13 protein-coding genes are annotated in these 12,273 nt (G+C 69.0%); 9 read left to right on the top strand and 4 right to left on the bottom strand.

Annotated features, from left to right (window positions below):
* Window positions 1-119: 119 nt before the first annotated feature.
* The 3 genes from ASC87_RS06215 to ASC87_RS06205 all read left to right on the top strand — a co-directional run bounded on the left by ASC87_RS06215 (window position 120) and on the right by ASC87_RS06205 (window position 3,213).
* Complete coding sequence (locus tag ASC87_RS06215) at window positions 120-1,094, top strand: tripartite tricarboxylate transporter substrate binding protein (RefSeq protein ID WP_056658346.1); 975 nt, start codon at window positions 120-122, stop codon at window positions 1,092-1,094.
* 21 nt (window positions 1,095-1,115) lie between these two features.
* Window positions 1,116-1,625 carry a tripartite tricarboxylate transporter TctB family protein gene (locus ASC87_RS06210; protein ID WP_056658343.1) on the top strand — a complete coding sequence of 170 codons (510 nt, stop codon included), beginning with the start codon at window positions 1,116-1,118 and terminating at the stop codon, window positions 1,623-1,625.
* Between the two features lie 76 nt (window positions 1,626-1,701).
* Window positions 1,702-3,213, top strand: coding sequence for a tripartite tricarboxylate transporter permease (locus ASC87_RS06205; RefSeq protein ID WP_056658340.1), 1,512 nt, complete (start codon window positions 1,702-1,704; stop codon window positions 3,211-3,213).
* Window positions 3,214-3,261: 48 nt separating this feature from the next.
* Here ASC87_RS06205 and ASC87_RS06200 read toward each other — a convergent pair whose 3' ends face one another.
* Complete coding sequence (locus ASC87_RS06200) at window positions 3,262-4,341, bottom strand: ABC transporter substrate-binding protein (RefSeq protein WP_082568434.1); 1,080 nt, start codon at window positions 4,339-4,341, stop codon at window positions 3,262-3,264.
* Window positions 4,342-4,457: 116 nt separating this feature from the next.
* Between ASC87_RS06200 and ASC87_RS06195 the strand changes: the two genes are divergently transcribed.
* Both ASC87_RS06195 and ASC87_RS06190 read left to right on the top strand, forming a co-directional pair.
* The gene (locus ASC87_RS06195) at window positions 4,458-5,138 is read left to right on the top strand and encodes a response regulator (RefSeq protein ID WP_056658335.1); all 681 of its coding nucleotides are present in this window, start codon (window positions 4,458-4,460) and stop codon (window positions 5,136-5,138) included.
* Window positions 5,122-6,498, top strand: coding sequence for a sensor histidine kinase (locus tag ASC87_RS06190; RefSeq protein WP_056658333.1), 1,377 nt, complete (start codon window positions 5,122-5,124; stop codon window positions 6,496-6,498). Before ASC87_RS06195 ends, ASC87_RS06190 begins: the two co-directional genes overlap by 17 nt.
* A gap of 133 nt (window positions 6,499-6,631) precedes the next feature.
* Here ASC87_RS06190 and ASC87_RS06185 read toward each other — a convergent pair whose 3' ends face one another.
* From ASC87_RS06185 to ASC87_RS06175, 3 genes are all read right to left on the bottom strand, one after another.
* Window positions 6,632-7,828: a PHB depolymerase family esterase gene (locus ASC87_RS06185; protein WP_056658330.1), complete on the bottom strand. Its 1,197-nt coding sequence runs from the start codon at window positions 7,826-7,828 to the stop codon at window positions 6,632-6,634.
* Between the two features lie 28 nt (window positions 7,829-7,856).
* The gene (locus ASC87_RS06180; RefSeq protein ID WP_056658327.1) at window positions 7,857-8,282 is read right to left on the bottom strand and encodes a hypothetical protein; all 426 of its coding nucleotides are present in this window, start codon (window positions 8,280-8,282) and stop codon (window positions 7,857-7,859) included.
* Between the two features lie 94 nt (window positions 8,283-8,376).
* Window positions 8,377-8,745, bottom strand: coding sequence for a hypothetical protein (locus ASC87_RS06175; protein WP_056658323.1), 369 nt, complete (start codon window positions 8,743-8,745; stop codon window positions 8,377-8,379).
* A 154-nt stretch (window positions 8,746-8,899) separates the two neighbouring features.
* On the opposite strand from ASC87_RS06175, the gene ASC87_RS06170 reads away from it, so the two are divergent.
* The 4 genes from ASC87_RS06170 (at window position 8,900) to ASC87_RS06155 (ending at window position 12,234) form a co-directional block, all read left to right on the top strand.
* Complete coding sequence (locus tag ASC87_RS06170) at window positions 8,900-9,838, top strand: AraC family transcriptional regulator (RefSeq protein WP_056658320.1); 939 nt, start codon at window positions 8,900-8,902, stop codon at window positions 9,836-9,838.
* 46 nt (window positions 9,839-9,884) lie between these two features.
* Complete coding sequence (locus tag ASC87_RS06165) at window positions 9,885-10,151, top strand: ParD-like family protein (RefSeq protein ID WP_056658317.1); 267 nt, start codon at window positions 9,885-9,887, stop codon at window positions 10,149-10,151.
* On the top strand, window positions 10,148-10,942 hold the full coding sequence (gene map / locus ASC87_RS06160; RefSeq protein WP_056658314.1) for a type I methionyl aminopeptidase: 795 nt from the start codon (window positions 10,148-10,150) through the stop codon (window positions 10,940-10,942). The genes ASC87_RS06165 and map overlap by 4 nt, the downstream gene beginning before the upstream one ends.
* A 125-nt stretch (window positions 10,943-11,067) precedes the next feature.
* A complete protein-coding gene (locus ASC87_RS06155) occupies window positions 11,068-12,234 on the top strand; it encodes a benzoate/H(+) symporter BenE family transporter (protein ID WP_056658311.1) in 1,167 nt (388 codons plus the stop codon).
* Window positions 12,235-12,273 lie beyond the last annotated feature (39 nt).

Here is a 12,273-nt window from a genome sequence, read left to right as displayed (position 1 = left end):
CGGGTAATCCTGATCGGGAAAGTACCGAGGCTTCGAAGGCCAGTTCTGAAAGCTCTTCGAAAGCTCCTCGCGAATCCACGGGGACAAGATCGCCCGCCACAAGCAGAGGAGACACGTTCATGACACGCACGTTTTCCAGGGGGCATCTCATCGCCGTCGCCGCATCCGCCTTGCTGCTGGCCGCCCCTTGCGCGATGGCGCTTGACGCCCTGAAGATCCTCGCCCCGGCCGCGCCCGGCGGCGGCTGGGACCAGACCGCACGCTCGATGCAGCGCGCCCTGCAGAGCGGCGACATCGTCAAGCGCGTGACGGTGGACAACAAGGCCGGTGCCGGCGGCACGATCGGCCTGGCGCAGTTCATCAACTCGTCCAAGGGCGACCCGCAGGCCCTGATGGTCGGCGGCACGGTGATGGTCGGCGCGATCCTGGTGAACGGCTCGCCGGTGAACCTCTCGCAGGTGACCCCGATTGCCCGCCTGACCGGCGAGTACGAGGTGATCGTCGTGCCGGCGGCGTCCAGGATCCAGAAGCTCTCCGACCTGGTCGTGCTGCTGAAAGCCAACCCGGGCGCGGTGTCGTGGGGGGGCGGGTCAGCAGGTGCGACCGACCACCTGCTCGCGGCCATGGTCGCGCAGGCTGCGGGCGTCGATCCGGGCAAGATCAACTACATCGCGCATGCCGGCGGCGGCGAGGCGCAGGCCGCCATCCTGGGCGGGCACGTCACGGTGGGCGTCAGCGGCTGGGGCGAGTTCGCCGCGCAGGTCAAGGCCGGCAAGCTGCGCGCGTTGGGCATCTCGGCTGCCGAGCGGCTGCCCGATGTGAAGGACGTGCCCACCCTGAAGGAACAAGGCGTCGACGTGGTCCTGGCCAACTGGCGCGCCCTTTTCGGCGCGCCCGGCACCAGCGAAGCGCAGAAGGCCGAGCTGGTCGCAGCGGTCGACAAGGCGGTCAAGACGCCGTCGTGGAAGGAGACGCTGGACAAGAACGAGTGGAACGACCTGTACCTGTCGGGCGATGCCTTCAAGGCTTTCCTAGAGACCGAGCAGCCGCGCATCGCCAAGGTCGTGAGCTCGCTCGGGATGATCAAGAAATAGTGCCGCCACGAAAGGTCCCACGTGAGCAAACCCCTCTTGAAATCCACCCGCCCGGCGCTCGGCGGCGAAGCGCTGCTTTCGCTCGGCATGGTGTTGCTCGGCGGATTCGTCGTGTGGCAGGGCAGTCTGGTGAAGGCGGCGAGCAGCCATGCCGGCGTCGGCCCGGGGCTGTTCCCCACGCTGATCGGCAGTGGCATGTCCGTGATCGGGCTGGTGCTCGGCTGGCAGGCCCTCAATGGGGGCTGGCGTGGCATGCCCGACGACGCCACGGCGCAGCAGGGCGCCGACTGGCGCGCCTTCGGCCTGATCAGCCTGGCGGTGCTGCTGCACATGGTGCTGATCGGCTGGGCCGGCTTCATCGTCGCCTCGGCGCTGCTGTACGCACTGATCGCGCGCGGCTTCGGCAGCACCCGGCCGGCGCGCGACATCGTGATTGCAGTGCTGATCTCGGTGCTGGTGTTCTTTCTGTTCACCCGCGGGCTGGGCCTGAACCTGCCGATGGGGTGGCTGAGCCGGGGAGCACCAGGATGAAACCCCCACGCTCACTTCGTTCACTGCCCCCCGGAGGGGCGCAGGCCTCCCTTGGGGCGGCCCGCCAGGAGGCCTGATGGACACGTTCACCGCCCTGATGAGCGGCTTCGCCGTTGCGCTCAGCATCAAGAACCTGCTGCTCGGCCTGCTCGGCGTCACGCTGGGCACCGCCATCGGCGTGCTGCCCGGCGTGGGGCCGGCGCTGACCATCGCGCTGCTGCTGCCCGCCACCGCCAGCGTCGACCCGACGGGCGCGCTGATCCTGTTCGCCGGCATCTACTACGGCGCCATGTACGGCGGCTCGACCACCTCGATCCTGCTCAACACGCCCGGCGAGTCGGCCACCATCGTCACCGCGATGGAGGGCAACCTGATGGCCAAGCGCGGCCGCGCCGGCCCGGCGCTGGCCACCGCGGCGATCGGTTCGTTCGTGGCTGGCACGCTGGCCACGGTGATGCTCACCATCGCGGCCCCGGCCATGGTCGAGGTAGCGCTGAAGTTCGGCCCCGCCGAGTACTTCGCGGTGATGGTGCTGGCCTTCACCACCGTCTCGGCCGTATTGGGCAGTTCACCGGCGCGCGGGCTGGCGAGCCTGTTCTTCGGCCTGGTGCTGGGACTGATCGGGCTGGACAGCCAGAGCGGCCAGCCGCGCCTGACACTGGGCGTGCCCGAGCTGCTCGACGGTGTGGACATCGTGATCGTCGCGGTCGGCCTGTTCGCGGTCGGCGAGACGCTGTACGTCGCGACCTACCTGGACCGCGTCGCCGACAAGGTGGAATCGGTCAAGGGCTCGGTGTGGATGAGCGCGTCGGACTGGTCGCGCTCGTGGAAGCCCTGGCTGCGCGGCACCGCGATCGGGTTTCCGTTCGGTGCCATGCCGGCAGGCGGCTCGGAGATCCCGACCTTTCTTTCCTACGCAATGGAGAAGAAGCTCACCACACATCCCGAAGAGTTCGGCAAGGGTGCGATCGAAGGCGTGGCCGGGCCCGAGGCGGCCAACAACGCGGCCGCCGCCGGCATGCTGGTGCCCCTGCTGACCTTGGGCCTGCCCACCGGCGCGACGGCGGCGATCATGCTGTCGGCCTTCCAGCAATACGGGCTGCAGCCCGGGCCGCTCCTGTTCGCCAACGAGCCGCAGCTCGTGTGGGGCCTGATCGCGAGCCTCTACGTGGGCAACGTGCTGCTCCTCATTCTCAACCTTCCGCTGGTGGGCCTGTGGGTCAAGCTGCTGTCGATTCCACGGCCGCTGCTCTATGCGGGCATCCTGGTGTTCGCCACGCTCGGCGCCTACGGCCTGCGCAACTCGTGGTTCGACCTGGCGCTTCTGTACGGCATCGGCCTGATCGGCTTCGCAATGCGGCGCCACGACATCCCGGTGGCACCCACCATCGTCGGCATGATCCTCGGGCCGATGGCGGAGACCCAGTTGCGCCGCGCACTGGCCATCAGCCAGGGTGACCCGTCGATCTTCTTCACCCAGCCGATCTCGGCGGCGGTGCTGGCGATCACGGCGGCAGCGGTCATCGTGCCGCGACTGGCGAAGCTGGTTCGGCGGCGCCGGGGCGCAGCGCTACAGGCTGTGCTCTAGGGCAGTGTTCGATGCTCGCTGGCCGCCAGGTCGTGACGCCATGCCGCATCAGCGCGACTGGCCGAACTCGCGGTGCCAACGCTTCAGAAAGGCGTCATGTTTGCTGCGATCGAGATGAGCCAGCAGCCCGGGACCCAAGGCGATGGGCCGGGCCGCGGTTCCCAGCTGGCGCATGATCGCGGCGGCCGACCGGGGCCGCGTGGCGTCTGTCCTCACCGCATACGGTCCGCCGCCGTCGGCCAGCAGTTGCTGGCCATCCAGCGAAAGCAAGTGGTCGAGCCACGCGCGGGCGCCCTGCGGGTTGGGCGCGCTGCGCGCGATGAAGGCCACGCGCGACACGACCAGCGTGTAGTCGTTCAGGTACGCGACCGCTACCTCGGAGTTGCTCCGCGCAAAGGCCTCCGCATAGGTGCCCAGCACATTGAATGCCAGCAGCGATCGCCCGGTGGCCACACCTTCGAGCATGCTTTGGGTATCGGCATGCAGGCTCGCGCGGCACAGGCCGAGCGCCTGCACCAAGTCCCAGGAGCGCGGTGTGGCCATGGCGTCGTGGGCCGCGATCAGGAAACCCAGCCCGGCGCGCTCGATGTCATAGGTCGACACGCGGTCTCGGAAGCGAGCGGTGTCGGCCCGCAAGAGCGCAGCCAACGCGGCATGCGTGCGGGGCACGTCGTGCTCGGCGAGCAGCTGGCGGTTGTACACGATGCCGACCGGTTCGCGCGTCGTGCCGTAGGCTTCGTGCTTCCAGACGGCCCAGCGGGGCAGCTGCAATGCGTGCGGGCTCTCGTACCGCAATGCGTGCCCGTCGTTGACCAGCTTGATCTGCAGGTCCATGGCCGAGCTCCACAAGACATCGGGCCGGTCCGCCGCATGGCGCTTTTCATGCAGGAATCGCTGGTACAACTCCACGCTTCCGAGCTGGCGGTAGTCGACCCGCAGGCCGGCATGCCGGCGCTCGAAGTCGTCGATCAGCGGCTGAACGGCTGCCCGATCGGTGGTGGACATCACACGCACGCGGCGGTCCGCCGACCGCGCGTCCGAGCCGGTGCCCGCTGCGCGAACAGCACTCGCCAAGGTGCCCCCCAGTCCCAACAAGCCCACCCCGATCGCACTGCGGCGTGTTGGCATCCTGTCATCTCCGTTGTGTGCCGGGATTATTGCAGTGCGCGCCCATCGCCCTTGCGTGTACCCTGCAGCCCGAACAAGCGGATCAAACCCTGCCTCGCGGCGATACCCGACCGTCCATGCGCATCCTGCTGATCGAAGACCACCTGCAACTGGTGCAAACCCTGACCCAGTCGCTCGGCGTGCTGGGAATCCTGGTCGACGCCTGTTCCGACGGCTTGCAGGCCGATGAGGACCTGCAGCAGCACGCATTCGACGCGGTCGTCCTCGACCTGGCCCTGCCGCGGCTGGGAGGCATCGAGATCCTGCGGCGCCTGCGCAGGCGCGGGAACAATGTGCCGGTGCTCGTGCTGACGGCCAGTGGCGACACCCTCGACCGTGTGAACGGCCTGAACGCGGGCGCCGACGACTACCTTCCCAAGCCCTTCGACCTGTCCGAGCTCGAGGCGCGGCTGAGGGCCTTGCACCGGCGCAGCCTCGGCGCCGTGCACTCGGTGCTGCGTGTCGGCCTGCTTGAGTTCGACACCGTCTCGCGGCGCTTCGCCGTGGGTGCGCGCCACCTGGACCTGCCGCCGCGCGAACACGACCTGCTGGAGGCCCTGACCGTCCAGGCCGGCCGGCCCGTCAGGAAGATCGAACTCGCCGACCGGCTGCGCTCCAGCGACACCGTGCTCAGCCACGATGCGGTCGAGGTCTACGTGCACCGCGTGCGGCGCAGGCTCGACGGCAGCGGCGCGGCGATCCACACGCTGCGCGGGCTCGGTTATGTGCTCGAGGCTGCCGATGACACGCCTGCGTAGCCTGCTGCTGCGCTGGCTGCTGGTTCCCACCCTCTCGCTGTGGGCGCTGGGGTTCGTCGCCGGCTACATGCGCAGCCTCTCTCAGGCCCATGAAGCGTACGACCGGACCTTGCTGGGTTCGGCGCTGGTCGTCAGCGAGCGCCTGAACATGGCCGACGGCGAAGTGGTGGCGGACCTGCCCTATGCCGCGCTGGAGATGCTGCGCACCGACGCACAGGACAGCATCTTCTACCGCATCGCCGACCTGAAAGGTGGCCGCTTCATCACAGGTTACGAAGACCTGCCGGCACCGGCCGCGCTGCCACGCGAAGAGCCCGTGTTCTACGACGCCGCCTACAAGGGCCATGACATTCGTGTCGTGGCGCTGGCCTTCACGGTGGTGGACGGTGCCGAGCAGAGACCTCTGCTCGTGCAAGTCGCCGAAACCATGGATGCCCGACGCCAACTCACGTGGCGCATCGTGGCGGACGCGGCAAGCGTGCAGCTGTTGTTGATCGCTGCGGCTGCGGGCTTGATCGCGTTGGGCGTGCGGCAGGGCCTGGCGCCGCTGAAACGATTGCGCGACGAGGTGCGCGCGCGTGGCGCACACGACCTGACCCCCGTCGACACGCGCACGGTGCCGCGCGAGGTGGCACCGCTCATTCACGCCATCAATTCACACACCGAACGCCAACGCCAGCTCAGCGAGGCCCAGGTGCGCTTCGTCGCCAACGCGTCGCACCAACTGAAGACGCCGCTCACGCTGCTGCGCGCCCAGGTCGGCCACGCCCTGATGCAGATCGACCTGGAGGCGATGCGTGGCGTGGTGAGCCGCCTGCATGAGGCCACGGACACGACCGGCAGGCTTGTCGGCCAGTTGCTTGCACTGGCACGCAGCGAACCCGGGCGCACGCTCGAAGTAGAGGACGTCGAATTGACGGCGCTGGCGCGCGAGGCGACGTTCGAGATGCTTCCCGTCGCCAGGGGCAAGGGGATCGATCTCGGCTTCGAGGGCAGCGACTCGCTACTGGTGCGCGGGGAGCGTGTGCTGTTGCGAGAACTCGTCGCCAACCTCGTGCACAACGCCATCGTCTACACGCAGGAACGCGGAACGGTGACCGTCAGCGTCGGCAAGCGAGCGCAATGCGCCACCTTGTGTGTCGTCGACAACGGGCCTGGCATTGCGCCCGCCGAGCGGGCCAGGGCGTTCGAGAGGTTCTATCGCATCGCGGGATCGCAGACCCAAGGAAGCGGCCTCGGCCTGGCCATCGTGAAGGAGATATGCGATCGTCATGGCGTCGATATTGCACTGGTCGACGCACCCGGCGGCGGCCTGTGCGTGGACCTTGTGTGGTCGTGCGAGATCATCGAGGCTCAGTAAGGCAGGCCTGATTCTCCGAGTCGTCCGGTTCAAGCCGAGTTTTCGAGACCTGGTGGAGAGGGGGGCCGACGGGTTCTTGCGATCCAGATCGGTTCCGGCCGGGCCACGGCAACCACGACGCATCGGTGGCAGATCACGCCGACCCCGCGCGCGGCAGCGCGAGGAAGAACCGGATCATCTCCGCCGAGGCATCCGGCCCGTTGCCATCGGTGTAGGTGCCGCGGGCATCTCCTCCCGACCACGCGTGCCCGGCGCCGTGCAGGGTCCACGACTCGATCTGCGGCTCCTCGCCGGGTCGGGCAAACAGCGTGCGGCTGTAGCGGCGGCCGCGCGGCGTCTGGCCGCTCTGGGTGCTGGCGATCAAGGCGTCCTGCCCCGCCTGGGCCTGGTAGGCGTCCTTGGCCTGCTTGACGATCTCGGTGCCGTTGACCTGCTGGACGGTGTGGTCCCGGTCGCCGTGGAAGACGATGATGGGCACCGGTTGGGCTGCCGTCTTCGCGCCATCGGTGCCGGCGCCCGGCAGGCCGCGAAGACCGGGCAGCCCGCTGCGCCCGCCTTTCATGGCCGCCATGGCCGAAGGGATGTCGTGTGCACTGCCGTACGGCAAGCCCGAGTGCGCGCCCACGCCCGCGAACACCTCCGGGTAGGTCTCGCCCAGCACCACGGCCATCGCGGCACCCGCCGACAGTCCGGCGACGAAGGTGCGGCGCGGGTCGGTGCCGTGGCGGGCCAGCACCTCGCGCACGATGCCGGCAATCAACGACGGTTCGCCCGCGTCGCGTGCCTGGTCTTGCGGCTTGAACCAGCTCCAGCACTTCGACGGGTTCGCGTGGGCCGGCTGCTCGGGGTACACCACCAGGAAGCCGTGTTCGTCGGCGAGCCTGTTCATGCGCGTGCCCGCAGCGAAGTCGTCCGCCGACTGGGTGCACCCGTGCAGCATCACGACCAGGGGCCGCGCCGCGTCCGGGGCGCCGGCGGGGACGTAGAGCTTGTAGGCGCGGCTGCCGAACCGGTTGCTGAATTCACAGGTCTCGAAGGTGCCGGTGCCATCCGCCTGGTCCACCGGGTCCGGCGGCGGCCGACGGGCGGGCTCGTGGTCTTCGGTGTCGACAACGCGGGCGACCACGTCGATCACGGGCCCGGCCGGCACCGGCGGCATGGGCATGCCCGTGCCGCCCGTCGATGCGAGTGCGCGCCGGATGGTTTCGGTCACCTGGTGCATCGGGCCGGACGAGGTGTCGAGCCCCGCGGACGCAAGCGCACGCTGGATCGTTTCGTTGATTGCATGGGCGTCGAAGGTGGACGCACTTGGCTTGAAGGGGTTGTTCATGAGAGGTCTCCGGTTCGGGGGCTGCGGATCAGTGGATGCGGCCGGACAGGGCACGCCGCACGGCCGGGCTGGCCTGGAAGGCGCCCAGCACCGTCACCGACTCGATGGCGGCGAGCGCCAGGTCGGGTGTCACGTCGTTGGCGATGCGGGCCAGGCCGACCACTTGGACGTTCAGGCGGTGGCCCGACGCCACGGCCTGCTCCAGGTCGGCGCGGCTGAAGTGCTGGAGACCCAGCGTGAGGGTGCGGCGGGCGACGGTTTGTTTCACCACGTCGGCGTGCAGCGCGAGCTGGTTGCGCAGGGCGGTGCGGATCAGGTCCGAGCGGTTGGAATAGAACCCCTCCTGGACCAGGAGGTCGACCTGCCCGAGGTCGACCACACCGACGTTGACCGTCATCTTCTCCGTCTCGCCGGCCCGTTGCCGCGTTTCGAGTGCCGTGTTGTCCTGTGTCATGCCATCCTCCTGGATTCTAATTGGAATCCAATTGGAGCATAAATGCAGGCGAGACAGGCATCCAGCGGACAAGACCCTGCCGCCGGGAGCGGCTCTACGACACGATGAACTGGTAGTCGGTGACGATGCGCCCCTCGGCGTCGACCTGCAGGAACTCGAGGCCCACGGCCAGCACCTCCCCGGTGGCCGGCCGGACCATCTCCCAGTTGAACGTGACCACGTCGCGCAGACCCTGGGCGTTTGCCACCGCCCGGAACCTGTGGCCCGCATCGCGCACGTTCGTGTTGTATGCGCCGGTGATGCGTTCCTCCAGCGCCGCGTACCCGCGGGCCTGGCGCGTGGACACGCCATGCAGGCCATCGGGCACCCACAGCTGTTCGATGGCATCGCGCCGGGCCACCGGATCCGGTTCATTCCAGACCGCGGCGTAGCGGTCGGCCAGTTGTTGTGCAGTGGAGGTCATGGCGGTTCCTTGGAAGGGGGGCCCCGAGGTGCCCGTTGACATCGCAGGGTCCTGTTGGAGGTTGACGAAGGGAATGCTAGGCACCCATCGTTGGACACTCAATGTCACGGGCGCTAGACTTCTTGTCCGATCGTCCAGTTTCTCGGCCTGAACCATGGATCCACTCGACGAAGTATTCGCCGCGATGCGTGTCGAAAACGCGCTGTACGCGCGGCTGGAGGCCAAGGCGCCCTGGGGGTTGAGCACGCGGCGCGTGGACGGCACCGCGCGCTTCGGCCTGATCCTGCGTGGCGGTTGCTGGTTGACACTCGACGACAACACGCAGCCCCTTGGGCCCATCGCGCTGGTCGCAGGCGATTGCTTCGTGATTCCCCAGGGCCTGCCGTACACGCTGCGCGACGAACCCAAGTCCCCCACGGTCAACTGCGTGGATGTCGTGCGGGCGAACATCGGCGGTGTGGTGCCGATCGGCGGCGATGGCGCCGGGACCACCATCGTCAGCGGTTGGTTCAACTTCGATGCCCATGGCGCGCAGCCGTTGATGGACTTGTTGCCCGGACTGCTGCACATCCGCATGGACCAGGACCGCACCCAGTTGCTGCAGGCCGCACTGCAGCTGCTGGCCATGGAGACATCCCAGCGGGGCCTCGGCTCCGGCCTGGTCGCCAGCCGTTTGGCCGACATCATCTTCGTGCAGGCCGTTCGGGCCCACATCGACGCGCTCGATGCCAACACCGGCACGGGATGGCTCGCCGCGCTGTCGGACCGGCGCATCGGTGCCGCGCTGCGCCTCCTGCACCAGGACGTCGCGGCGAACTGGACGGTGGAGGCGCTGGCCGCGGCGGCCGGCATGTCGCGCTCCGGGTTCGCGCTGCGTTTCAAGGAGAAGCTCGGGCAGTCACCGCTCGACTACCTCACGCGTTGGCGCATGTTTCGCGCGGGGCACCTGCTACGCCACACGGACAAGCCGCTGGTGGAAATTGCCGACAGCGTGGGTTACCAGTCCGAGGCGGCCTTCAACAAGGCGTTCAAGCGGTCCAGCGGGGCGGCACCGGGTGCCTATCGCCGCAGCTCGCTGCCGGCCGCCGCGTGAGATCATTGATATACGTTCCATATACGGAACGTGTATCATCGCGGCCATGGGCATTGTCAAGATTTCCGACCTCATGCATGAGAACCTGCGCACGGCCAGCGATGCGCTGAGCCGCTCCATCAACGCACAAGCCGAACACTGGATGCGGGTGGGCATGCTGGCCGAGCTGAACCCCGGCCTCTGCCATGGCGACATCTGCCAGCTGATGCTGCGGGCGCGGCAGTCCGGCATGGACGAACTGTCGCTGCTGATCGATGCCGCGCATCCGCCGGCACCCGAACCGAAGGCGGCGCGGCGCCGGGCCGCGCGATGAAGGGCGCCCACGTCATCAAGACGCCCGAGGAAATCGCCATGGCGCGGCAGGCCGGCGCGCTCGCGGCCGACGTGCTGCGCATGATCGGGGACCACGTCCGGCCCGGCGTCACCACCGACGACCTCGACCGCCTCTGCCACGACCACATCGTGCACGTGCAGGGCGCCACGCCGGCCAACATCGGGTACCACGGGTTCCCGAAGACCATCTGTACCTCCGTCAACCAGGTGGTGTGCCACGGCATCCCATCGCCGCTGAAGCGGCTGAAGGACGGCGACATCATCAACATCGACGTGGCAGTCATCAAGGACGGTTGGTTCGGTGACACGAGCCGCATGTACTTCGTGGGCACGCCGTCACCGCTGGCGCGGCGCCTGGTCGACACCACCTATGACGCCATGTGCGCGGGCATCCGGGCGGTGCGCCCCGGGGCCACGCTCGGCGACGTGGGGCATGCGATCCAGGGCGTGGCGCTGGCCCAGGGGTTCAGCGTGGTGCGCGAGTACTGCGGGCACGGCATCGGCCGCATCTACCACGACGATCCGCAGGTGCTCCACTACGGCCGGCCGGGCCAGGGGCTGCGGCTGGAACCCGGCATGGTGTTCACCATCGAGCCCATGATCAACGCCGGCCAGGCCGCCACCCGCGAATTGCCCGACGGCTGGACCGTGGTCACGCGCGACCGCTCATTGTCGGCGCAGTGGGAGCACATGGTGGCGGTCACGCCCGAGGGGTTCGACGTGCTGACCGCCTGGCCCGACGGGTACGGCACCTACCCGGCCATCGGGTAGGCGTCGCGGGTCAGCGGTCGGAAGGTCCTCGAGGTGCTCGATGCCGAACGGCCGGCGTCGACGTGCGGTTCCGGGAACCCGAGGTGCGGCGATGATGGCGCCCTGACTTTTCCGGAGACCCTGTCGTGACACGTTCGCTCCTCGCCGACCTCTCTCTGTCCGCCACCGTCGCGGGATTCGTGGCTGTGCTCGTGGGGTTCACCAGTTCGGTGGCGCTGGTTTTTGCGGCGGCGCAGGCGCTGGGTGCCACGCCGGCCCAGACGGCCTCGTGGATCTGGGCGGTGGGGCTCGGCATGGGCCTCACGAGCCTCGGGCTGTCGTGGTGGTACCGGCAGCCGGTGCTGACCGCCTGGTCCACCCCCGGTGCGGCCCTGATCGCGGCCACCCAAGGCGTGCCCATGGCCGAGGCGATCGGTGCGTTCCTGGTGTGTGCCGTGTTGATCGCCATCGTGGGGTACACCGGCTGGTTCGAGCAGGTGATGGACCACATTCCCGCGGCCATCGCATCTGCGTTGCTGGCCGGGGTGCTGACCCGTTTTGCGCTCGACGCCGTGCTGGCCAGCGGGGTGCAGCCGGCGCTGGTGATCGGCATGGCCGCGGCCTTCCTGGCCGGCCGGCGCTGGTGGCCGCGGTATGCGGTGCCGGGGGTGTTGCTGGTGGGCATCGGGATCGCCGGATGGCTGGGGCTGTTGCAGGGCGGGCAGGTGGCCTGGGGCTGGGCGCAGCCGGTGTGGACCTCGCCGGCGTGGTCGGTGCGCGCGCTGGTGGGCATCGCGCTGCCGCTCTTCCTCGTCACGATGGCCTCTCAGAACCTGCCCGGCGTGGCCGCGCAACGGGCCGCGGGGTACCGCATCCCGGTGTCGCCGGTGGTTGGTGCCACCGGCGTGGCGTCGCTGCTGCTGGCGCCGTTTGGCGGGCACACGGTGAACCTGGCCGCCATCACCGCGGCCATCTGCCTCAGCCCCGAGGCCCACGCCGACCCGGCGCGGCGCTACACCGCCTCGGTGGCCGCCGGGGTGTTCTACGTGGTGGCCGGGCTGGCCGGCGGGGCGGTGGCGGGCCTGTTCACGGCGCTGCCGCGGGAGCTCGTGGTGGCGGTGGCCGGGCTGGCGCTGCTCAGCACCATCGGCACCGGCCTGGCCGGTGCGCTGCGCGACGAAAAGCACCGGGATGCGGCGCTGCTCACCTTCCTCGTGACGTTGTCCGGTGTCAGTTTCCTCGGCATCGGGTCGGCGTTCTGGGGTGTGGTGGCCGGCGGGGTGGCCTGGCTCAGCGCGGCACGGCGCAGCTGAGGTTCACCCGCGTCCGGGCCGGGGCCTGGCGTTCCGGTT

The sequence above is a fragment of the Rhizobacter sp. Root1221 genome (assembly GCF_001425785.1).
Lineage (GTDB): Bacteria > Pseudomonadota > Gammaproteobacteria > Burkholderiales > Burkholderiaceae_C > Rhizobacter.
The sequence above is the reverse complement of the archived record's forward strand: the minus strand, read 5'-3'. Positions and strand labels throughout refer to the sequence as shown.